The following is a 22,915-nucleotide window of genomic DNA, read 5'->3' on the forward strand; positions in this document are numbered from 1 at the left end:
TCGAAAAATACAAAAACTGCGTATAACCACAGTCAATAAAAAATAAGGGAAACAAGAATGAAAAAGTGGTGGTGGCTAGGGTTCTTACCGTTAACGGCGGTGGCACAAGAAAAACCAATGGAAGTTATTGAGGTTATTGGTCGCGACGACGGAAGTGTCGTGCTGCCATCGGAAGAAGCAACCGAAGGTTTGTTTGGTTTAGCGGAGAGCCTGCAGGAAATCCCCCGTGCTGCCACGGCTATCAGTGCGTCGTTAATGGAAGAAGCTGCCATTAATGACTTACATGATATTGCGCGTTTTGCGCCTAACAGTTTTGCTGCGGCGGGTTTTGGTAACCCCTCGCTGCCAACCATTCGCGGTCAACTGGGCGAGTTATTTGAAGCGGGCATGCGCCGTCAGGCGGGTAACAATGGGCTTGGTATTCCCATGTCGTTTAACGCCATTGAGGGCATCGCCGTTGTTAAAGGCGCGCCACCGGTCATGCTGGGCACCACACAGCGCGTGGGCGGTTTCGTCAATTTGCAGCCCAAAACGGCTCGGTTGAGCGAATCGAATTCTACCTTAAAAGCCCAATTTGGTGAGTGGGAACAGTATCGGTTACAGCTTGACCATAACTGGGTGTTAAAAAAGGGCGAGCAAGGCCTGCGAGTAAGCGCCGAGTACGTTGACGAAGACAGTTTTTACGACTTTCATCAGCACCGCAGTAATGACCTTTTGCTGGCGTATAAGTTTGCACCTAACGACGACACGCTGCTGGATGTATCCCTAGAGTATTATGACGTTGACTGGACAGACAACGCAGGCATTAACCGACCAACACAAAATCTGATAGACCATAATTTGTATATTACCGGGCAGGGTGTTCAGCCTAACGGATCGCGGGTTCCGGGAGCCGGGGCTGTTGTGAGCCCAACCGGAGAAGTTCGAATTGACCGCAGTACCACGTTAACTGACCCGCTCGACACCAATACCGCTGAAACCACTCTGTTGCACGCAAAACTTCAGCACTGGCTGAACGATGACATGGTTCTGGTTAATCGCACGTATTATCAGTATTTAACCCGCGAAGGCGTTAACCAGAACAGTTTTGTTGAAATTATTGATGGCGCTCACACTTTTGAAAACCGCACCGAGCTGCACATAAACAAGAAAACGGTAGTGGGCGTTAACTTACGAATTAACGATGTCCTGGGTTACAGCCAGTTCTCAACCGAGGCGGATAACCCTATTGATTTGACAGGCCCGCTCAGTAACCGTCGCATTCCATTAACTAATGAGCAGAAAGCCAGTTTAATTGAGCTGCGCCCGGGTCTCTGGGTATCGCCAGGTAGTCAGTACGATATTGACGGCGATGGCGCGGGCGACTTTATTACGTCAGACACCACCGACTCAAAAAGCTACCAGTGGGGTGTTTTCGCTCAACACGAACTGGATATTACGGACAAATGGCGCGTTATCGGTGGCGTCAGAGCGGACTATTACGACGTAGATGCTAAAGACCCCATTCCACCAGAAGGCGTGCAAGCAGCGAGTGATACCTACGGTGATTGGCTAACGGCGGTAAGTTTCTCAACTCAGTATAACTGGACGCCCGATCTGACCTTCTACGCAACCGCCTATGAGAGTGACTCTACGTCGAACGCGATGGCCGGTGGTACGGTATTAAATGCCGCCGGTGAAATTGATTCGCAAAACTTTGCCACAGAGAATTCGCTTTATGAACTGGGTGTGAAATACGCGCCAAGTGATGCCCGCTGGTACGCGGACGCCGTGGTCTTTGACCAAAAGCGAAGCTTACGCAACCGTGATGGCTCTAACAGCGGTATTCGCACCGAGGGTTTCGAAACTCAGTGGCATTTCTCTTCAGCTACAGGAACGCACGAAACCGGTTACTGGCTAACTCTGGCGGCCAGTTATATTGATGCGCACTATGACAACTCCACAGCGTCGCAGGGTACAGGTCAGGTGGCCGATGCGTTTGATGATTCACGCCCGGATATTATAGAAGGTACTGGTGTTGGCTCGCCGAATTTCACCGCGTTTCCTGCGTCAAACCAACAATTACAGGGCATTCCCGAAGTACAGGCTTCAGCAGTTGCCGGTTGGCGGATAACCCGCGAATGGTCCGTCGGTGGCGATTTAAGCTATACCAAGCATTATCCGCTAGATTATTTGCAAACAGTATTTATACGTGACCAGCATACGCTAAACCTGAACGCACGTTATCGCTTTGACGAGCAGTTAAGTGCCCGTATTGATGTGTTCAATGTTACCGATCAGGATAACTGGTCGCCGGTATTTGAAGGCGGTTATTTTGGTGCAACCCTGGCTTTTCCATCGCAGCCAAGACACGCGCGGTTGAGTGTTGATTACAAGTTTTAAAACTGGAAAATTAGATTTCATGACCTATAATTAGACCTGTTAAAAATCTTTTTGGAGGTCATATGAAGTCAGTTAGACCTATTTACGCACGCAACTCAACTAGCATTAGTGAGTTGAAAAAGAATCCAATGGCAGTTGTTGAAGAGTCTCATGGCGAGCCGGTAGCTGTACTGAATCGGAATCAGCCCGCATTTTATTGCATTCCGGCAGCAACCTATGAAGCGTTGATGGAAGAGCTGGAAGACAGGGATTTACTGGAGTTAGTTAAAAAACGCCAGCATGAAGATGAAGTCGAGGTGAACATCGATGATTTATAAGCTGACGTTTAAACGTTCAGCTTATAAAGAATGGAAAAAGTTGAACAAGGATGTTCAGGCGCAATTTAAAGCCAGACTCAAGCAAAGGCTTGAATCACCTCATGTCCCAGCGTCTCGCTTAAAGGGAATGGGTAACTGTTACAAAGTGAAATTGCGAAAACTGGGTTATAGATTGGTTTATCAAGTAAGAGATTCCGAGCTTGTGGTTACGGTTGTAGCTGTAGGCAAACGTGATAAAAACAGAGTGTATATTAGCGCTCACAAGAGATTGGATTAATCTTTATGTCATTAAAAAAGCTGTTGCTGCTATTGATTATTGTTGCGCTATTTATCAGCGCTTTTGTGTTTGATTTAACGCAGTATCTGTCTCTGGATGTACTAAAAGAAAAGCAACAGCAGCTTAATCAGCTTTTTGTTGATTACCCCTTTCAAGTATTTGCAGTTTATTTTGTTATTTATGTGGCGAGCACGGCGTTGTCACTGCCCGGCGCGACTATTCTGACGCTGGGTGCTGGCGCGATATTCGGACTTGGATGGGGCTTGCTGTTGGCCAGCTTTGCGGCGTCATTTGGGGCCTTTCTGGCATTTTTAAGTGCCCGCTTTATTCTGCACGACTGGGTACAGGAAAAATTCGGTGAGCGGCTAACGGCCATTAATCGCGGAATGGAACGCGATGGCGCGTTTTACTTGCTCAGCCTGCGTCTGGTTCCGCTGTTCCCGTTCTTTGTTATTAACCTGGTTATGGGGTTGACCAAAATAAAAGCCTGGACTTTTTACTGGGTCAGTCAGGTGGGCATGCTGCTGGGGACCGCTGTATATGTTAACGCAGGAACCCAGCTAGCACAGATATCCAGCCTGGGTGATGTAGTTTCCGCGGATCTAATAGGTGCTTTTGTTTTACTAGGAATATTCCCGTTAATTGCTAAAGCGGTACTGGCCTTTTTGAAACGTCGTAAAGCCTTTAAAGGCTATGAAAAGCCTAAGTCTTTTGACAATAATCTGTTGGTTATTGGCGCCGGTTCAGCGGGGTTAGTCAGTGCTTACATAGCTGCGACAGTAAAAGCAAAGGTTACCTTAATTGAAAAGCATAAAATGGGCGGCGATTGCCTGAATACTGGTTGTGTGCCTTCAAAAGCCTTGTTACATGTAGCGGAGCTTGCGCACAATGCACGTAACGCCTCAAGTGCGGGTGTTCATGTTGGCGAAGTGTCGGTTGATTTCAAGCAGGTTATGCAGCAGGTGAAGTCAGTTATAAAAGACATTGAGCCGCATGACTCGGTTGAACGTTACACCAACTTGGGTGTGAATGTTGAGCAAGGCGATGCGCGCATTGTTTCACCCTGGGAAGTTGAAGTGACCAGCAATGTCGAAGGTAAGAGTGAAACCAAACGCATAACCACTCGCAGTATTATTATCGCGACTGGCGCTAAGCCTCTGGTACCAAACTTTGAAGGCTTGGATAAGGTCGACTTTGTAACCTCAGACACGCTCTGGGAATTGGAAGAATTGCCCAAGCGCTTGTTAGTTCTGGGGGGCGGGCCTATTGGTTGTGAGTTATCTCAGGCGTTTCAGCGTTTAGGTTCACAGGTTACTCAGGTGGAAATGGCCGAGCGGCTTATGGGCCCGGAAGATGCCGACACAGTAGAACTGCTAACGCAGCGTTTAACGGCAGAAGGCATTGATATTAAGCTGAACCACAAAGCGTTGCGTTTTGAACAACACAATGGCGAATCTGTGCTTATTGCTGAGCAGACGGTTGATAACGAAAGTGTTGATAACCAGAATGTCGACCAAAGCAAAGAAGTTGAGATACCCTTCGACAAGGTGTTAATTGCGCTGGGGCGGCAACCCAATGTATCGGGCTTTGGTTTAGAAGAGCTTGGGGTGCAAACCAATAAGACAGTCAGTACCAATGAGCTTTTGCAAACCAACTTCCCTAATATTTACGCCTGTGGCGATGTTGCAGGGCCTTATCAGCTCACCCATGTTGCCTCGCACCAGGCCTGGTATGCCTCGGTAAATGCCTTGTTTGATCCATTCAAAACCTTCCGGGCGGACTACTCTGTCATTCCCTGGGTAACCTATACCTCGCCGCAGTTAGCAAATGTGGGTTTAACCGAGCAGCAGGCGAAAAAAGCCGATAAACCTTACGAAGTAACCGAGTACGATATTGGTGAACTGGATCGAGCCATTGCCGATGACAGCGCCTATGGCCGGGTAAAAGTGCTGACCAAACCCGGTAAAGACGAACTATTAGGTGTGAATATTGTTGGCCCGCAGGCCGGTGAGTTGCTGGCAGAATATGTGCTGGCCATGAAGCACGGTATTGGGCTGAATAAGATATTGGGCACCATACACAGTTATCCGACTCTGGCGGAGGCGAATAAATACGTGGCGGGTGAATGGAAACGAGCCAATGCGCCGCGGAAGCTGCTAACATGGGTTGAGAAATTTCATCGCTGGCGCCGGAGTTAAAATGCGTTTTACTGCTGCCATCAGTTTATTGTTAGTGACACTTTTTGCCGCCTTACCATTAAAGGCAGAAGTGGTGAACTTTTATGCCTGGGGTGGCTCGCCGGAAGTAAACAGTTACTTACGTTGGGCGCAAAGAGAACTGCAAGAGCAGGGCATTCAGCTGCGCCATAATAAAGTGGCGGACGCTTCTGAGGTGGTTAAGCAGATTATCGACGGTCATTCCAATGCGGATATTATCTGGATAAACGGTGAAAATTTCCATGCACTGAAAGAGGCTGACGCTTTGCGTTCCATTGCCGGTGAAATTAAGGCAATGAACAACATTAACCCGGAGCTTAACTGGCAAACCGATTTCGGCGAACCGGTGGATGGGCTGGAAGTGCCCTGGGGCGTTGGGCAATTTAATTTGATTAGCCGCCCCGGGCTTTTCGCCCAGAAAGCAGTGACTGCAGAAAGCCTACTTAACGCCGCCCGGGAAAATAAAGGCCGCATTAGTTACCCTAAACCGCCGGAATTTCATGGCACTACCTTATTAAAATCGTTGCTGTTGTCTTTACACCCGCAGCAGCGCAGCGTATTTCAGCGACCGGTGGATAGCGTTAATGCAAATGAGCTGACAGAGCCTTTATGGAGCTATTTAGACCAACTGCACCCGCTGTTATGGCAGCAGGGCGAGAATTTTCCATCTTCAGCCGGTGAGCAAATTTCTTACCTGGCAAATGGTCAGTTGCTGATGGCGGTGAGTTTTAATCCCAATGATTATAAAACTCTGGTAAATCAGGGGCGGTTGCCTGCGGGCGTTAAGCGTCATACGTTGTCAGACAAAGCCATAACCAATAACCATTATTTGGCGGTGCCGAGCAGTTCCAATAACCCCGAAACCGCGAAAGCGGTTATCGAATTTTTATTGTCTGAAAAAGCACAGCAACGAAAAGCCGATTCCAATCGCTGGGGCGATCCTTCCGTTCTTAAAAGTGCGCAAGGCTCTTCGCTGCTGGAACCCACCGACGACCTTCATGCAAGCTGGCAGGAGTATCTGGAGCGGGAATGGTCCGCACGTTATCAATAATTGTCTGGTTATTGCTCATTATTCTGCCGGTTGGCAGTGGTGTGCTCTTTCTGCTGGTTACGTCATTTGACCCTGAAACCGGTGTCAACTTAGTAGCCTTAACTGAGCTATTCGCAGACTACGACTCAATAGCTTCAAGCCTTATACTCGCCGTCGCGGCACCATTAATTGCCTGTTATTTGGCGTTATGGATGGCGCCGGCATTGTTAAAACACACCCGCCTGCAGCAACTGCTATCCCCACTTTTGTCCATTCCGCATGTGGCTTTTGCGGTCGGCCTTATGTTGTTAATGAGCCCGTCCGGCTGGCTGATACGTTTAACCGAAAGCGTCAGCGGAATTTTTCCGGCACCGCCGGCAGGTTGGCCATTACCGGAAAAGTCGTTAGTGACGGTTATGATGGTTCTGGTTTTAAAAGAGCTGCCATTTTTACTACTAATGATATCGGCCCAATTAAAACAGTTGCCTGTTAATTCGTGGATGACCCAGGCACAGAGCTATGGTTACAGTGAACGGCAAGCCTGGTGGCGCATTGTTACGCCGGAACTTTTACGGCGTTTAACGCTGCCTATGGCGGCAGTTATTATTTACTCATTGTCCGTTGTTGATATTCCGCTGTTAGTGGGCAGTAACACACCGGGCGTGCTGGCGCAGCGTGTGTATGAATGGAGCTTTCAGTTCTCTGCCGGTAGTCAGGTTAAGGCAATAACAGGTGCCTGGGTTTTATTGGCTATGGCTTTAATACTGCTATTAATAAATGCCCGGCATTATGCTTTCTATCGCCGCTTCGTGCTCGGTAAAAAAGTAACCCAACCCGTAAAACTCAACACAGATAAAGCCAGCCGCTATACATGGATTCTTCTGGGTGTACTGTCGTTGGGTGTTATTGTTGTTTTAGTCCTGCAAAGTCTGGCGTCGCATTGGTTTTATCCAAACTTGTGGCCGGCAGAGTTAACCCTTGAGCGCTGGCAAAGCGAGTGGGCTTATTTAACCGAACCCACGCTAAACAGTTTATGGCTGGCGCTGCTCAGTGCGTTAGTAGGTACGCTAGCTGCAATTGTTCTGCTACAACGGCAACGACAGAAAGCCGCCGCTTCGTTTTACTGGCCTGTACTTGTAGCGTTGTTTATTCCGCAGGTGCCTTTGGTGCTTGGTTGGCAACGGCTAGTTGGCGGGCAACTCAATAGTGGCTGGCAGCCGTGGTGGGTGTTCTGGTCACATGCTGTATATACTCTGCCTTACGCCTACCTGGTTTTGCACGGGGCTTACACCCGCTTTAACGAACAATGGTTAACCCGGGCGCAAAGCCTGGGCTATAGCGCCCGAGCCGCCTGGTGGCGAATTATGCTACCCATGCTAAAGCAGCCCATAGCAGTGGCTTTTGCGGTCGCCTTTTCGGTTAGTATTGCTCAGTACCTGCCAACGCAATGGCTGGGGCAGGGTTTAACACCCACTTTAACCACCGAAGCCGTTAGTGTTGCCAGCGGTGGCGACTGGCGTATTGGCAGCCTTTATGCGCTGCTACAAATGCTACTGCCACTGGTGGTGTTTATTGCTGTCGGACTCATTGGGACAAAAAGTTATGCTGAACATTCGTAACCTCGAAATAAAAAGGCGCACAAAAAATGGCACTGAGCCTTTATTCAGTCTGAATGAACTGACGGTCGAAAAAGGTGAAATTGTCACGCTGATGGGCCCGAGTGGTGTGGGTAAGTCGACCTTGCTGCGCTGGGTGCTTGGTGAGCACTTGCCTAACTTTCATATTCAGGGCGAGTTAAGGTTAAACAGCGAAGATATCAGCGAGCGCTCAATTGCCGCGCGCCAACTCGGCATGATGTTTCAAAAAGGCGGTTTGTTTCCGCACTTAACGGTTGAAGAGAACTGCTATTTTGCGCAAAAAACCCGTTCACTATTAAACCGTCAGCAACAAAAAGACAAAGCTCTCGCCATGCTAAACAATCTGGGGTTAACGGATAAATGGGCTGTTTACCCCGACAGCTTAAGCGGCGGGCAATACGCTCGCATCGCTTTAATCTGTTCATTACTAGCAGAGCCGCAGGCCATGTTACTGGACGAACCGTTTTCGTCATTAGATGCCAGTTTGCGGGAAGATGTCAGGCAGTGGACCTTTGCACAACTCAAAGACAAACAAATGCCGACCTTATTAGTCACTCATGACAGCGCAGATGCCTGTGGCCGCGTGCTTGAAATACAGGGCGCTGAGGTAAAAGGAGTCGCAGCCAATGTTTGATCCGAAAATACTGCCGCTAACCCGAAAAATTCTCGACCTCCCGGCGCGCTTACTCGTTCGTGTCGGCGTCACTGCTGATCAGGTCACCATAACGGGGTTTATCATCGGTTTGCTGGCGGTGCCATTTTTAGACTTTGAGCTTTATGAATTCGCGCTGGCGGCTATTTTACTAAACCGCTTGTGCGACGGTCTGGACGGCGCAGTAGCAAGGCGCACTCAGCTAACCGACGCCGGCGGCTTTCTTGATATTGTGCTGGACTTCATTTTCTACAGTGCTGTGGTCTTTGGTTTTTTGTTGGCGTCGCCCGAACAGAACGCCATTGCTGCGGGCCTGTTGTTAGTCACATTTATGGGTACTGGCTCTACTTTTCTGGCCTTTGCCAGCGTTGCCGGAAAGCGCGGTATTGAAAATCCGGAATACCCGAATAAGTCGCTGCATTATATGGGCGGTTTAACCGAAGGTTTTGAAACCATTTTAGCTTTTGTGGCGTTCTGCCTGTGGCCACAGCACTTTTCCGTACTGGCCTATATATTCGCTGCCGCCTGCTGGCTTACCGCAATAACCCGCATTATTGCCGGTTACCGCACACTGAAACAGCCAACGGCAAATCCGGAGGATACCAATGTCTGAAACGGCCTGGCGCTTAAGTATTTTCCTTGGCGTATTGCTTATTATGGTGTTGTGGGAAGTTGTCTCACCTAAGCGTAAGCCCCGCTACAGCCGTAAACAGCGCTGGCCGGCAAACCTCGCCATAGTTGCCGTCGATACGGTATTGCTGAGAATTATTGCGCCCGTTGGCCTGACTGGAGTGGCACTTGTTGCATCAGAAAATGGCTGGGGACTTTTTAATGACTTAAGCAGGGCGGGTACGGAAATACCCTTTTGGTTGGTTATGGTAGTCAGCATTGTCGTACTGGATATTGTTATTTACTGGCAGCACCGATTGTTCCACCGCATTCCTCTATTATGGCGAATGCACCGGGTGCACCATGCCGATCCGGATTTTGACGTCACCACCGGTTTGCGCTTTCATCCGGCTGAAATTGTGCTGAGTTTTTTTATAAAAGCGGCCGCCATTCTTGCTTTGGGCGCTCCGGCGTTAGCCGTTATTGTGTTCGAAATTATTCTTAACGCCTGCTCCTTGTTTAACCACGGCAACGTAGCTCTGCCCAAGCCTTTGGAAAAGCTCGTGCGCAAAGTGCTCATTACCCAGGAGCTGCACCGCATTCACCATAGTGTAGAAAAAGAAGAAACCAACAGTAACTACGGCTTTAGTGTCAGTTGGTGGGATCACCTCTTTCGTAGCTTTACCGCAAAGCCAAAAGCCGGCTCCGACAATGTGGATATTGGTCTGCACGAATACCGCGACGCAAAAATAACAACCAAACTTTGGGGGTTACTGAAGATTCCGTTTACCCGGAAGTAATAGACATGGCGTCCCCGGCAGGAGTCGAACCTGCGACCTATTGCTTAGGAGGCAATTGCTCTATCCAACTGAGCTACGGGGACGTGCCGCGAATTATGCCAGAAGCTGTCGCGGGTTTCACCCTCAGTTAACCGGTACCACCCAATCGTTTACCTGAATGTTGTGCAGCATGTTTCCTTTCGTCAACTTAGCGACAGCGGTAGATTGCTGCACCTGGGACACCTCAACTTCAAATTCACTGACCTGCCACTTCTGACGATAACGGCCCTGGTCGTCGGTAAAGTGGCTGGGTTGCACAATTTTTAGCTTGTCACCCCGTTGTACTCCGTGCTTTTCACCTAAGTTGAACTGAAGAGTATTTGCATCAACGGCAATAATTCTGGCTCGTACCGGTTTGCAGACTACCTGTTCTTTGACGCCGGAAGCTAAGTCGCGCAAGCCGCTGTCCAGTGCTGCACCAAAAGGTTCATTCCAGAATTGTGCGGTGGCAACATCGACGTCGGTGCTGCGGTCAAAGGTCCAGGGCTGGGTGTTCTCGACTCGTGCACGGGTTACTAGCTGTCCGGTGGTGGCGTCGAGAAGGTACAGTGTTAATGCGTAATGGCGGTCGGGGTCGCTGGACCAAAACCAGCTAGATTTTGTGTCCATCATGGCCAGGTCGTCAAACATGCCAAAGATAACAAACTGACTGTCATTGGCTAAACCAATGCTGCGGGACATGCGGCCTAACTCTTCCAGATTCAGGCCGCTGAGAGCCCGGTCTAATCCAGTGTGACGATGCAGGGTGTGGGCAATCTGCAACTGGCTGCCAACACCGCCTAATTCACGGGCTAAACGCTCGGCCGCAACTTTGCCTATTTCCCAAATTTGTCCCCAGGTACCATGAGCGCGGTCGCGAAGCTCAAATGGTACAACGGTCACGGAATTTTTGTAGCTGCTGCGGGTACAGTCGCCTTCGCGGTTCCAGATATCCGCGCGAAGCAAAACGATAACGCGGTCGTCACGTACTTCCTCGCGAACTATGGTTACCTGGTCAACATTGCCCTGACTATTCCACTGGGTTTCGGTGTTTTGTAAAACGCCGTCTACCACTTGCTGAATACTGGAGATGTTACCACCAGAGGTTAATAATGCCTGCTGAAGGGCGTTTTCTATGGCTTTCTCGCGGGCGGCATTGGTGTCACCATTAATAATGCGGGCAGTGCCCTGAGCTTCCACCCAACGTGCTTCGCTTGGCATAGCAATAAAGAAAACAGAGGTGATGAGTAGCAGGGTTTTCCAGTTCATGGTGTTAATGCATCCCTAGTGTCAGTTTTTAGTCGTTACTTTACCATCGGAATTACCTGCAAAAACCCTGCCATGTTTAGCTCAATATAAAGTGGGGCTTAATAATAGACGACGCGTTTCACTTTCTGCTGACGGTTGGTGCTTTGATACAAGCGGTGAACCTTTTCAAAGTCAAGGCGTAACTCCGTTGCATAGTAGTCGCCCACGGTATAGGTCTTAACCACTTCTGCGCCACGAATAACACCGTCAACTGAAGCCTGGAAACTGTCTTGGTTTAAGATCCAGTCTTCAACGGAGCTACCACCGGCAATACGTTGACCATACACTTGTTCGGCAAGCTCGCGGTAAGCGGCTAACTTGGAGGCGCGCATGGCGTTTAAGTCTTTTAGCTGTGCATTTTCGCCTTGCTGGGTTTCAATAGGGGCGTAACCAACCGCATTCAGCACCGGAAATTCACTTGGTGTCTGAGTGTCCCATTCAACGTGCTTTTGATCGTACACAATTTTGTTGTACGCACTACAGCCACTTAATAACAATGCGGATGCAAGTAGAGCGAAAGAGAGTAAATGCTTAGCCATAACGACCTCTGATTGAACAAAGTACTTATGGTTATAACGGCTGGGCTGGAAAAATCTTTAGCGTATTTTACCTTTGCTGTTATAGGTAAGAGTGTCTTTTCGTGCGGACTGTAAAATGGTTTGTTTTAACTGATCGATACTGTTCAGTGTTGACTGAACCACGCGTTCATTAACCTGACTTTGATGCTGAATGTCAGAAAGAGCAGCCTCAATGGTGGCAACCGCTTCAGCTAAGTCCGGGTCATCTTTTAACTGGTCGTTGTCCGGGTGTTGAGCCAACTGCTGGTCGAGTTCACTAATATGGACTAGCGCTTTTTCTTTGGCGTCGGTAAGAGCATTAACATCGGCGTGTTGGCGCTCGACAATGGCATTAAGCTCACGCTGCTGAAGCAACGCAAGGTTTTCCAGCGAGTCTGCCATATCCTGTAATATATCGTTAACAGGCGCCAACACGGTCATTATTCGTTGCTGCCGTTACTGAACATGTCAGACTCAAACTGAGCCAGTTTATTGGCCAGTTGTTCAACGTTAATTTTGTACGAGCCGCTTTCAATGTCGGCTTTAATTTTGTCAACTTTGGCTTGGTCAATGCCGCTGCTGTTCATTGCTTTTTCCTGTAAGCCACTCAGTTGTTGCGCTTCGCTGGTTAATGAAACAGCGTCACCACCTTTTTGCGAAACCGAAGCAGGCTTCGCCGGAGCATCGCTCTGTACTTGACGGTTACTTGACTTGCTATCAATGTTGGCATTTTTCAGCCCGGCATTGTTAATGTTAATTGACATGGTTTTTAGCCTCGCTAGATAATATGTCTCGGTTACTTATCGACCAAGCCTGCAAAAACTTAAATAAAAATTTCGGCAATTTTATAAAACATTATAAATTGACAGTCACTTCGTTTAGTCCTGTGACAACCGCTTGTATTGATTTGTTCGACCGTGCGTTTTCAACAACAACCGACTCACCTTTGAGACCATCAGCCAGAGCTTTTCCTGCTGCAGTAATTCGCAACGTTTTATCTTGGGCAACTATTGTAACGCTTTGCCCTTCACATACAAGACATGTATCGCTGGCACTTATTGCCTGACCTGCAGTAATGCGCTTTTTAATGCGGGCTCCCACTAAAGCTGTCATGTCAGTAAATACGTTTGAGCGAACCCGATTTAGGTCAACTTCAGAAAAAACTAAATCACTTTCGCTTATCATTTGACCTGGCGCCATAGGTGAGGCCGCGGTAACTACATTTTTATAGCGATAAATTCGTACGGGCACATAGGTGCGCCAGTTGGCTTTACCGACGCATTCAATTTCAATGGTGGTATAGCTGTCGAGGTTAGCATTAGTTGCCAGACCGACTTTTGGTTGCTGCGCACAAATTTTGGGAGCCATTCGCGGGTCGAGGTTATTGGCAACCACCTCCACACGACCGTTATCCGGCGCAGAAACCCGCTGTTCTACATAATTATGAGCCAGCTCCTGTAGCGCTTTGTAATTAAAGCGCAGGCTGTCTTCCGAGACTTTGGTTTCTGCATTAACGGAATTAAAGCTACAAACTATAAAAAAAATCGAACTGATCAGCAGCGATTTACGTACTATCATAAAAATACCTGATGTTATCCGTTAAGGTTATCTGGTCGAGTGCCGAAAAAAACGGTATAACGTCAAAAGTTCGGCAGTTCGATGGTTTCAGTATGGTTAATATAGATGTAAGCAAATACCGTGCCGAAGTAGAAGTAGCCTGCCACATAACAGGAGTGAATAATGGCTAGCATTCTCGATTCAGTGAATCAACGTACGCAAATGGTAGGGCAAAACCGGTTGGAGCTTTTGCTATTCCATTTAAACGGTAAACAGCGCTTTGGCATTAACGTATTTAAAGTACGTGAAGTATTGCCATGCCCCAGGCTGACTGCAATGCCTAACCGAAACCCGCTTGTTCGAGGTATTGCGCACATTCGCGGACAGGCAATATCTATTATAGATTTGAGTATGGCGACAGGGGGGCGGGCGCTAACCGATATTCAGAACCGTTTTGTCATTATATCTGAATATAACCGAACCATTCAGGGCTTTTTGGTTGAAGGCGTTGATCGCATTATCAACATTAACTGGGAAAGTGTCATGCCACCGCCTAAAGGTACTGGCAGAGACGCCTACCTGACGGCAGTGACAAAGATTGATGACGAGTTGGTTGAAATTATCGATGTAGAACGCATTCTGGCAGATATTATGCCTGCGAATACGGACGTCAGCGAAGAAGTTGCTAATGCAGCCATTAATGTGAAAAAAGAAGATTTGACCATTTTAATAACGGATGACTCCTCGGTTGCCCGTAACCAAATAAAACGTGCATTGCAGTCTTTGGGTATTACGCTCGAAGTCAAAAAGAACGGTAAAGAAGCATTAGACTACTTAAAAGAAAAAGCTAAGGAAGTGGGGGGCTCGGTTCACCCTCATGTGCCTGTTTTGGTGTCGGACGTGGAAATGCCGATTATGGACGGTTACACTCTGACCGCTGAGCTAAAAGCAGACCCGAATTTACGCGATATTCATGTTATTTTACATACATCATTGAGTGGTGTGTTTAATCAGGCTATGGTTAAGAAAGTCGGCGCGGATGATTTTATTGCAAAATTTCATCCGGATGAGCTGGCGACCGCCGTACAAAAATGGCTGAATACAGAAGTTATTGCGTAGCCTGGTGCCACTGCATCAGGTGCGATGTTAGACCTGACGTAAACGTCAGGTTACGAAACGAATGAAACTGAAACGGAAGTTGTTTATATAACGTGATAGATCGCGAATTAAGTTTATCGGAATATCAGGAATTTCGTCAGTTCCTTGAACATCAATGCGGTATCGTATTGGGTGAAAGCAAACTGTATCTGGTGAAGAGTCGTTTGAGCCCTTTAATGGGCCGGTTCAATGTCGACTCGCTGGCGGAGCTTGTAAAACGCTCAATGAAGCTAAGTGAGCGGGCTTTACGGGCAGCGGTTATTGATGCCATGACAACCAACGAAACCTTGTGGTTTCGTGACACTTACCCGTTCGAAATTTTGAACGACCGTATTCTTCCTGAATATAAAAACCACACCGGGCCTTTAAAAATTTGGTCCGCAGCCTGTTCCTCCGGGCAAGAACCTTATTCTATTGCCATGACGTACTTAGAGTATAAGGCGAAGAATCCGGGCGGGCTAAGAGCTGGCATAAAAGTAACGGCAACCGACATTTCTAATAAGGTGCTCGAGCAATGTGCAATTGGTGAATACGATAGTCTTGCTCTTGCGCGTGGTTTGTCGGCTGAGCGTAGAAAGAAGTTTTTTACGGACGCCGAAAGTAAAGCCGGCTCCATGAGAGTAAAAGACGAGCTTAAACAGTTCATTCATTTTCGTCACTTAAACTTGCTGGACAGCTATTCTTTGCTGGGCAAGTTCGATGTGATTTTTTGCCGAAATGTCCTTATCTACTTTGCCCCGGAAGTAAAGCGGAAAATTATTGCCCAATTCCGGCAATCGCTTAACCCCGGTGGCTATCTTTTCCTCGGTGCATCCGAATCAATTTCAGGACTTACTGACGATTTTGAAATGATCCGCTGCCAGCCAGGCATAATTTACCGAAGAAAATAGTTTCCTGCAGGAAATGTTCGCCTAAAAAAGCAATAATCCCTCCTTAAATTGGCACACTTCCTGCATTGTCTTCACTATCGAACACTGTGGAGACAAAAATATGGCACTTTCCATGGACAAACTTATGGGAATACAGCAACACACGTTGGGTGTACGTACTCAGCGCGCGGAGCTTATTGCCAATAACATCGCCAATGCCGACACCCCCGGCTACAAAGCGAAAGGCCTGGACTTCCAGCAAGCTTTACAGCAAGCGCAGCGCGGTATGGAAAACCACAAAATGGCGCGTACTCACGAAAAGCATTTCAGCGTTGAAATACAACCTCAGGGAACTGAAAAGTTCCGCGTACCTACGCAACCGGATACCGGCGACGGCAACACCGTTGATGTGCAGTTGGAACAAAACTTGTATGCACAAAATGCGTTGGAGTATGAAATGACCATGAACTTTCTTGATGGCCGCATCAGCGGTGTGAAGAAAGCCCTGGGCGGACAAGGGAGATAATAAGTCATGAGTCTGTTTAACATTTTTAATGTGTCGGGTTCGGCTATGAGTGCTCAGTCAGTACGACTGAATACAACGGCCAGTAACCTGGCAAACGCTAACTCAATCAGCAGCAGTGTTGATGAAACCTACCGGGCCAGAAACCCGGTTTTCGCAACGGCTTTAGCCGACGCTAAAGGTGACTATCGTGGTAATAGTCTGACGAATCAGACTCAGGCAGGCCAGGAAGCGGGTGTCAAAGTACTGGGTATCGTGGAAAGCCAAGACCCGCTGCAAATTGAGTATGCGCCAAATCATCCCATGGCTGACGAAAGCGGTTACATCTACCGTCCCAATGTCAACACCATGGAAGAAATGGCAAACATGATTTCGGCTTCGCGTTCCTACCAGACAAACGTGCAGGTAGCGGACACTGCCAAAACAATGACACAACGTTTATTGCGTCTGGGTCAAGGGTAAGCAGGAGATAACAAATGGAAGGCGTAAGCAATAACTCACTCATCGACAGCATGAAGTGGAAGAAAGACGAAGGTGCTGAATATGCTGATCCGGATGAGCAGGGAAAGCTGGAGCAGGAAGACTTTTTCAAGCTGCTAACGGAACAGCTGAATATGCAAGACCCGTCTAAACCGGTCGAGAACGATCAAATGATTGCTCAAATGACCAGTTTTACTATGGCGGAAGGCATCAGCGGCTTGTCGGACCGTTTTGATCAGTTCGCAAATGATATGACCTCAAACCAGGCCCTGCAGGCTTCAACCATGGTTGGGCGTAAAGTGCTGGTTCCGACTGATCAGGCTAATCTGGAATCAGGAGCCGGAGTCACCGGTATGATAGCCACGCCCCAAACGGCTCAGAACGTGAAAATTAGTATTAAAGATGGCACTGGTGCAGTAGTTCGTACCATTAATATGGGTGATATGGCTCAGGGTACCAAAGAGTTTGAGTGGGACGGGAAAATGTCCAACGGCGAGGAAGCTCCAGCCGGAAACTACTCATTCTCAGTGAATGCCAGTGTGGGTGGTCAAACTGAAGAACTGCCCATACAGATGCACGCTCGCGTGCAAAGTGTCAGCACCGGCGGTGACCGCGGTGTGGTTTTGAATCTTAAAGGATTAGGCGGCATCAAACTGTCTGATGTCTCTGAAATTAGTTAACAGATGAGGTGACTTATGTCATTTAATATTGCACTTAGCGGTATCAATGCATCGCAAAAAGATCTGGATACGACCGCGAATAATATTTCAAACGTTAAAACAACGGGCTTCAAACAGTCTCGGGCAGAATTTGCGGACGTTTATGCCAGCAGCATTTTTAATGCAGGCAATACCAAAGTGGGTGATGGTGTTTTGACATCGTCAGTCGCTCAGCAGTTCAGCCAGGGTACTCTGGACTTCACTGACAACTCGCTGGATATGGCCATTAGTGGTAACGGTTTTTTTGCGACAACAGACGGTCTTGGCTCTCGTGATCTGACTTACACTCGGTCAGGTGCTTTTAAATTGAACGATGATAAGTTCATTGTCGATAACCAAGGGAATTACCTGCAGGGCTATCAGGTTGATCGTAATAGTGGCGTGAATTCATCCGTTGCACTTGCAACGACGCAACCTATCCGAATTCCGGATGTGGCTGGTGCGCCACAGAGTACCGATAATGTATTTACTGCATTTAACGTAGATGCTCGTCGCTCTCCCATTGATGGAACGGCTAATCCCTTTGATCCGGAAACACCAAGTACTTATCACAGTTCAACGTCTGCAACTGTTTATGACTCACTTGGAGAATCCCACACGCTGTCGACGTACTACGTAAAAAGAGACAGTGCATCTAATCAGTGGGATGTTTATGCAACATTCGACGGTGATGAGATTGATTTAGATCCAACCGGGACAGCGACACCGTCTGCAACGAACTCTGTTAATGGGTTTACAGGCCTACAAGTCGAGTTTTTAGGTAATGGTGAACCCAACGTAGCTGCTGGGCAAACAACTTTTGATCCTGGTTCTTTAGATTTATCAGCCAATAATGCTGCAGGTAATCCTTACCTGAACAATGGTGCATCTGCTCAAACTATTCAGTTCAACTTTCAGGATTTGAGCGGCACAACGTCACCGACTCAGTTCGCTTCAGACTTTGAAGTAACTAACCTGGATCAGGACGGTAGCACTGTAGGCCGATTAACTAACGTTGATATCGACAAGTCAGGTTTAATTGCAGCAACTTACTCAAATGGTGATGTTCAGTATTTAGGCCAGGTAGCAGTTGTTCGCTTTGCTAATGAACAAGGCTTAACGCAAATTGGCGGAACTAAATGGCGCGAGAGTATAGACTCTGGAGAACCGCTTTCTGGCGAAGCTAATACTGGAACCTTTGGTGGAATCGAAGCGTCAGCACTTGAAAACTCAAACGTTAACCTGACCAAAGAGTTGGTTGATTTAATTTCAGCCCAGCGTAATTTCCAGGCGAACTCGCGTTCACTTGAAGTGAATAACACCATTAATCAGACCATTCTTCAGATTCGTTAATCGCTTTTATCTGTCGATTAAAAAGACGCCTTTGGGCGTCTTTTTTGTTTTTGGCATGAAATCTGCATTGCTTAACCCAGATGACAAAATTTTGGCTGGAGGTCAGCTATGGACAAGATGCTATGGGTAGCGATGAGCGGCGCGAAAGAAAACATGAACGCTGTCGCTGTTCGTGCCAACAACTTAGCGAACGCCAATACCACGGCGTTTAAAGGCGACTTGCAACAGGCGCGGGCAATGCAGGCCTTTGGTGAAGGTTTGCCGACTCGTGTCTTTTCTATGACGGAAAGCCCCGGGCAAAATTTTGCCAGTGGAGCAATACAAACAACCGGCCGGAACATGGATGTTGCCATTAAAGATCAGGGCTGGATTGCGGTCGACGATGGCACTGGCAATGAACGTTATACCCGCAACGGCAGCCTCGAAGTGGGTACTGATGGCTTGTTAAAAAACTCAACAGGCCAGACGGTACTCGGCAATAACGGCCCCATATTTGTTCCCATGCCCATAGACAACCTGGTAATAGGAGCAAACGGGAATATCTCGATACGCCCGATGGGCGCTCCGGCAAACGCGATGGAAGTGATTGACCGCATTAAATTAGTTAACCCGCCGAACGGCAATATGGAAAAAGGTAACGATGGCCTGTTTAAGTTAAAAGATGACCAGCAAGCCTTAGCCGATGCCAACGTAAAACTTCAAATTGGCGCTTTGGAAGGCAGTAACGTGAACAGTGTCGAAGAAATGACGCACATGATTGCTCTGCAGCGTCAGTATGAAATGAACGTCAAATTAATGAAAACGGCCGATGAGAACGCCCAGCGTTCCGAGTCGCTGATGAGAATGAGCTAAGCTTAGCCCAGGAGAAAGACCATGAACCCAGCATTATGGATAAGTAAAACCGGACTGGATGCGCAGCAGCGCGATATTTCAGTCATTTCCAACAACCTGGCGAACTCCAGCACCATTGGCTTTAAAAAGAGCCGGGCAGTGTTTGAGGACTTGCTTTACCAGAACATTAACCAGCCGGGCGGTCAGTCGGCACAGGACACCGAGTTACCTAATGGTTTGATGCTTGGCGCCGGTACAAAAGTGGTTGCTACGCAAAAAGCGCATACCCAGGGCAATGTTCAGACAACGGACAACTCGTTGGATGTGATGATTGACGGCAAAGGTTTCTTTCAGGTGTTGATGCCAGATGGAAACATTTCTTATACCCGCAATGGTCAGTTTTCTTTAAATGAAGAGGGCGAAATGGTGACCTCGGGTAATGGCTACACTATTGAGCCGGCTATTCAAATACCTGACGACGCTATGTCGGTCAGTATTTCACAAGAAGGCGAGGTTACTGTCACGCAGCCTGGCAACGCCGATAACGTGGTGGTTGGGCAGCTTAACCTGGTGAACTTTATTAACCCGGCCGGCTTACAGCCTATGGGGCAGAACCTTTATAAAGAAACCGCTGTAAGTGGTGCACCTTTAGAGGCGGTTCCCGGCGTTGACGGAATGGGTAACACCATTCAGGGCGCCCTGGAAACCTCGAATGTGAATGTAACTGAAGAGCTAGTGAACTTAATTGAGAGCCAGCGTGGTTACGAGATGAACTCTAAAGTGATTTCATCTGTGGATCAGATGCTGAGTTACATTAATCAGCAGCTTTAATTGTTGTCGTCATTAAATAACAACGGGTGATTCTATGCGTTTTTTACTTTTTTCTTTAACGGCACTGGTTTTGGCTGGCTGTGCGCAAACGCCGCATAAACCCATGCCGGATGACCCATATTACGCACCCGTGTTACCGGAAGAACGTGCTCAGCCGGTGGTACCTACAGGCTCTTTGTTTCAGGATGCTTACGCGGATAATCTGTATTCAGATATTAAAGCCCGCAGATTAGGCGACATTATTACCGTGACGTTGCAGGAGCAGACCACTGCCAGTAAAACGGCAACCACTGAAACCTCCAAAGAGAGTTCGGCAGAGCTAGGTGCCCCCACTATGTTTGGACGTGATATTACCGTTGGCGGTAACCCTTTGTCGGCTGGTGTAAATGGAACCAGGGATTTCAGCGGCGATGGTAGCTCTGATCAAAGTAATCAGTTAAATGGTGAAATTACCGTAACCGTTATTAAAGTACTGCCGAACGGCAACTTGATTGTTCGCGGTGAAAAATGGATGCGCATCAATACGGGTGACGAATATATTCGCTTAACCGGTATGATCCGCCCGCAGGATATCACTGCCGCTAACCAAATCCCGTCAACTCGTGTCGCCAATGCGCGCATTGAGTACTCGGGCACTGGCAGCCTTGCGCAGGTGCAGGAGCAGGGTTGGTTAACCCGCTTCTTTAACAGCCCGATATGGCCATTCTAAGGAGTAAGGCATGAGAACGCTTAAACTATTCGCGCTGCTGGTCAGTTTGTTGTCAATGCTGGCGGCACCGGTACAGGCTTCCCGAATAAAAGATATTGCCTCGGTACAGGGGGTTCGTTCCAACCAATTAATTGGTTACGGTCTGGTCGTTGGCCTGCCAGGAACCGGTGAGCAGACGCCATTTACCGATCAAACCTTCCGTACCATGTTGGGCAACTTTGGCATTAATATTCCGGCGAATGAGCGCCCTAAAATTGATAACGTTGCAGCGGTTGCTGTCCATGCCAACTTACCGGCTTTTGCAAAACCCGGACAGAAAATTGATGTGACAGTGTCTTCCGTCGGTAGTGCCGACAGCCTGACTGGCGGTACCCTAATGCAAACTTTTTTGAAAGGCGCGAATGGTGAAGTTTATGCCGTTGCTCAGGGCAGTTTAATTGTTGGTGGTTTAGGGGCTGAAGGCAATGATGGTTCGAAAATAGTTATTAACACGCCGACCGTGGGTCGTATTCCTAATGGTGGCGTTGTTGAACGTGAGGTTCGTTCTGGTTTCGGAGCGTCAGACTATCTTACTTTTAATTTGCACCAGTCAGATTTTACAACGGCCAAGCGCATGGCTGAGACTATTAATAACTTAGTCGGCGAAGGCACTGCGCAGGCTATTGACGCAACATCGGTCAGGGTTCGGGCGCCACGAGATTTAGACCAGCGCGTAAGCTATATGTCGACGCTTGAAAACCTGGAAGTTCAGCAGGCATCTGCGTCAGCGAAAATTATTGTTAACGCGCGCACTGGCACCATAGTGGTTGGTCAGAATGTCGAACTTCGCCCTGCAGCGGTTGCACATGGCAACATGCAGGTGACCATTGCTGAAAACGTGAATGTCGATCAGCCAAATCCATTCGCCGACGGGGAAACAGCGATTACGCCCCAGAGCATTATTGATGTCGACCAGGAAGATGCCCGCATGTTTGTGTTCGAGCCCGGAACCACGCTAAATGATCTGGTTCGTGCAGTGAACCAAATTGGCGCAGCGCCCGGCGACATGATTGCCGTACTGGAAGCATTGAAACAGGCCGGTGCGTTATCCGGTGAACTCATCGTTATTTAACGGCAGTTAATAATATGACGGTTTCAGACTCTCATCTAAAACAAGCGCAACACGCTATGGATACCCACAGCCTCGACGGGCTGCGGAAGCGTGCGTTTAAACCCGATGACAAAGAAGCCTTGATGGAAGCCGCCCAGCAGTTTGAAGCCATATTCCTGAACATGGTCATGGGCAGTATGCGTAAAGCGAACGCGGTGTTTGAAGAAGACAACATGCTGGATAACCGTTACACCAATATGTACCGCGATATGTATGACCAGCAATTGACCTCGGAGCTTTCAAATCAGGGAAGCCTTGGGCTGGCTGAGCTGATGGTAAAACAACTGGGTGGCGACGATAGCTACGTTCCTTCGTCTATGAACCGTAGCGGAGCAAACCTTGATGACCCGCGCATGAAGAACCGTGCGGATATGAACAATACCTCGCAGAAAGTCAGTGACCAAGGCGGCATTGATGCTGGTCTGTATTACGGGAATCAGCGGGTTAATACCGCCAAGCTGAGCGATGGCGATGCGACCTTTAACTCCCCGCAAAGCTTTATTGCTGCGCTAAAACCTCATGCTGAAAAAATAGCCAAAGAAGCCGGTTTGAACCCGGATGTACTGATGGCGCAGGCGGCGCTGGAAACAGGCTGGGGCAAGCGGTTGGTGCCGGGGCGTCACGGTGGCTCCAGTAACAACCTGTTCAACATTAAAGCGGATACCCGCTGGGACGGTGACAAGTCTCATGTAAGCACACTGGAATTTGACGGTGAAGTAGCCCGCAAAGAACGCGCCGCATTTCGCTCCTATGCCAATGTGGAACAGAGCTTGCAGGATTACGTAAATTTTATAAAAGAACATCCGCGTTACCAGCAGGCACTAAAAGTAGCGGATGATCCGGCGCAGTACGCGGAAGCTTTGCAAAATGCCGGTTACGCAACAGATCCGCAGTACGCGCAAAAGATTCAGTCGGTATTAAATAATCCGGCTTTTGTTGATAAAGAAATTTAG

Annotated in this window: 25 protein-coding genes and 1 tRNA gene; 20 read left to right on the plus strand and 6 right to left on the minus strand. The window is 48.3% G+C overall.

The features are described from left to right. Positions 1–57: 57 nt before the first annotated feature. The 9 genes from U0358_RS04050 to U0358_RS04090 all read left to right on the plus strand — a co-directional run bounded on the left by U0358_RS04050 (position 58) and on the right by U0358_RS04090 (position 9,920). The gene (locus U0358_RS04050; protein WP_322407154.1) at positions 58–2,382 is read left to right on the plus strand and encodes a TonB-dependent receptor; all 2,325 of its coding nucleotides are present in this window, start codon (positions 58–60) and stop codon (positions 2,380–2,382) included. 62 nt (positions 2,383–2,444) lie between these two features. Beyond that, complete coding sequence (locus U0358_RS04055) at positions 2,445–2,699, plus strand: type II toxin-antitoxin system Phd/YefM family antitoxin (protein WP_082815442.1); 255 nt, start codon at positions 2,445–2,447, stop codon at positions 2,697–2,699. After that, entirely contained in the window at positions 2,689–2,976 is a 288-nt protein-coding gene (locus U0358_RS04060; protein ID WP_322407155.1) for a type II toxin-antitoxin system RelE family toxin, read from the plus strand. Before U0358_RS04055 ends, U0358_RS04060 begins: the two co-directional genes overlap by 11 nt. Before the next feature lie 5 nt (positions 2,977–2,981). Next, positions 2,982–5,174, plus strand: coding sequence for a dihydrolipoyl dehydrogenase family protein (locus U0358_RS04065; protein WP_322407156.1), 2,193 nt, complete (start codon positions 2,982–2,984; stop codon positions 5,172–5,174). A gap of 1 nt (position 5,175) precedes the next feature. After that, complete coding sequence (locus tag U0358_RS04070; RefSeq protein ID WP_322407157.1) at positions 5,176–6,243, plus strand: ABC transporter substrate-binding protein; 1,068 nt, start codon at positions 5,176–5,178, stop codon at positions 6,241–6,243. Further along, entirely contained in the window at positions 6,222–7,841 is a 1,620-nt protein-coding gene (locus U0358_RS04075) for an ABC transporter permease subunit (protein ID WP_322407158.1), read from the plus strand. Before U0358_RS04070 ends, U0358_RS04075 begins: the two co-directional genes overlap by 22 nt. Then, entirely contained in the window at positions 7,825–8,493 is a 669-nt protein-coding gene (locus U0358_RS04080; protein WP_322407159.1) for an ATP-binding cassette domain-containing protein, read from the plus strand. The genes U0358_RS04075 and U0358_RS04080 overlap by 17 nt, the downstream gene beginning before the upstream one ends. Continuing rightward, the gene (locus U0358_RS04085; protein WP_322407160.1) at positions 8,486–9,124 is read left to right on the plus strand and encodes a CDP-alcohol phosphatidyltransferase family protein; all 639 of its coding nucleotides are present in this window, start codon (positions 8,486–8,488) and stop codon (positions 9,122–9,124) included. Before U0358_RS04080 ends, U0358_RS04085 begins: the two co-directional genes overlap by 8 nt. Then, positions 9,117–9,920, plus strand: coding sequence for a sterol desaturase family protein (locus tag U0358_RS04090; RefSeq protein WP_322407161.1), 804 nt, complete (start codon positions 9,117–9,119; stop codon positions 9,918–9,920). Before U0358_RS04085 ends, U0358_RS04090 begins: the two co-directional genes overlap by 8 nt. 6 nt (positions 9,921–9,926) lie before the next feature. Here the strand turns inward: U0358_RS04090 and U0358_RS04095 are convergent. From U0358_RS04095 to flgA, 6 genes are all read right to left on the minus strand, one after another. Beyond that, positions 9,927–10,003, minus strand: a tRNA-Arg gene (locus tag U0358_RS04095). A gap of 40 nt (positions 10,004–10,043) precedes the next feature. Further along, positions 10,044–11,207, minus strand: a complete 1,164-nt coding sequence (locus U0358_RS04100; RefSeq protein WP_322407162.1) for a flagellar assembly protein FlgT — start codon at positions 11,205–11,207, stop codon at positions 10,044–10,046. Positions 11,208–11,305: 98 nt separating this feature from the next. Then, positions 11,306–11,785 (minus strand): LPP20 family lipoprotein, encoded by a 480-nt coding sequence (locus U0358_RS04105; RefSeq protein ID WP_322407164.1) that lies wholly within the window; start codon positions 11,783–11,785, stop codon positions 11,306–11,308. Between the two features lie 57 nt (positions 11,786–11,842). After that, on the minus strand, positions 11,843–12,244 hold the full coding sequence (gene flgN, locus U0358_RS04110) for a flagellar export chaperone FlgN (protein ID WP_322407165.1): 402 nt from the start codon (positions 12,242–12,244) through the stop codon (positions 11,843–11,845). Further along, on the minus strand, positions 12,244–12,567 hold the full coding sequence (gene flgM, locus U0358_RS04115; RefSeq protein ID WP_322407167.1) for a flagellar biosynthesis anti-sigma factor FlgM: 324 nt from the start codon (positions 12,565–12,567) through the stop codon (positions 12,244–12,246). Before flgM ends, flgN begins: the two co-directional genes overlap by 1 nt. 91 nt (positions 12,568–12,658) lie before the next feature. Beyond that, positions 12,659–13,381, minus strand: coding sequence for a flagellar basal body P-ring formation chaperone FlgA (gene flgA / locus U0358_RS04120; RefSeq protein ID WP_317498466.1), 723 nt, complete (start codon positions 13,379–13,381; stop codon positions 12,659–12,661). 162 nt (positions 13,382–13,543) lie between these two features. Here flgA and U0358_RS04125 point away from each other — a divergent pair, with 162 nt between their 5' ends. The 11 genes from U0358_RS04125 (at position 13,544) to flgJ (ending at position 22,915) form a co-directional block, all read left to right on the plus strand. Next, a complete protein-coding gene (locus U0358_RS04125) occupies positions 13,544–14,479 on the plus strand; it encodes a chemotaxis protein CheV (protein ID WP_322407168.1) in 936 nt (311 codons plus the stop codon). 92 nt (positions 14,480–14,571) lie between these two features. Beyond that, a complete protein-coding gene (locus U0358_RS04130) occupies positions 14,572–15,408 on the plus strand; it encodes a CheR family methyltransferase (RefSeq protein WP_322407170.1) in 837 nt (278 codons plus the stop codon). A gap of 100 nt (positions 15,409–15,508) precedes the next feature. Further along, on the plus strand, positions 15,509–15,913 hold the full coding sequence (gene flgB, locus U0358_RS04135; RefSeq protein ID WP_317498469.1) for a flagellar basal body rod protein FlgB: 405 nt from the start codon (positions 15,509–15,511) through the stop codon (positions 15,911–15,913). 6 nt (positions 15,914–15,919) lie between these two features. Continuing rightward, on the plus strand, positions 15,920–16,372 hold the full coding sequence (gene flgC / locus U0358_RS04140) for a flagellar basal body rod protein FlgC (RefSeq protein WP_317498470.1): 453 nt from the start codon (positions 15,920–15,922) through the stop codon (positions 16,370–16,372). Between the two features lie 14 nt (positions 16,373–16,386). Further along, positions 16,387–17,070: a flagellar hook assembly protein FlgD gene (gene flgD, locus U0358_RS04145; RefSeq protein ID WP_317498471.1), complete on the plus strand. Its 684-nt coding sequence runs from the start codon at positions 16,387–16,389 to the stop codon at positions 17,068–17,070. 15 nt (positions 17,071–17,085) lie between these two features. After that, positions 17,086–18,441: a flagellar hook protein FlgE gene (gene flgE, locus U0358_RS04150; protein ID WP_322407171.1), complete on the plus strand. Its 1,356-nt coding sequence runs from the start codon at positions 17,086–17,088 to the stop codon at positions 18,439–18,441. Between the two features lie 108 nt (positions 18,442–18,549). After that, positions 18,550–19,293 (plus strand): flagellar basal body rod protein FlgF, encoded by a 744-nt coding sequence (locus tag U0358_RS04155; RefSeq protein ID WP_322407172.1) that lies wholly within the window; start codon positions 18,550–18,552, stop codon positions 19,291–19,293. Between the two features lie 21 nt (positions 19,294–19,314). Further along, positions 19,315–20,103, plus strand: a complete 789-nt coding sequence (flgG, locus tag U0358_RS04160) for a flagellar basal-body rod protein FlgG (protein ID WP_317498474.1) — start codon at positions 19,315–19,317, stop codon at positions 20,101–20,103. 34 nt (positions 20,104–20,137) lie between these two features. Continuing rightward, positions 20,138–20,812 (plus strand): flagellar basal body L-ring protein FlgH, encoded by a 675-nt coding sequence (gene flgH, locus U0358_RS04165; RefSeq protein ID WP_317498475.1) that lies wholly within the window; start codon positions 20,138–20,140, stop codon positions 20,810–20,812. Between the two features lie 10 nt (positions 20,813–20,822). Beyond that, complete coding sequence (locus U0358_RS04170; protein ID WP_317498476.1) at positions 20,823–21,923, plus strand: flagellar basal body P-ring protein FlgI; 1,101 nt, start codon at positions 20,823–20,825, stop codon at positions 21,921–21,923. A 14-nt stretch (positions 21,924–21,937) separates the two neighbouring features. Then, positions 21,938–22,915 carry a flagellar assembly peptidoglycan hydrolase FlgJ gene (gene flgJ / locus U0358_RS04175; protein WP_322407173.1) on the plus strand — a complete coding sequence of 326 codons (978 nt, stop codon included), beginning with the start codon at positions 21,938–21,940 and terminating at the stop codon, positions 22,913–22,915.

The sequence above is a fragment of the Idiomarina sp. PL1-037 genome (genome assembly GCF_034422975.1).
In the GTDB taxonomy this organism is placed as follows: domain Bacteria; phylum Pseudomonadota; class Gammaproteobacteria; order Enterobacterales; family Alteromonadaceae; genus Idiomarina.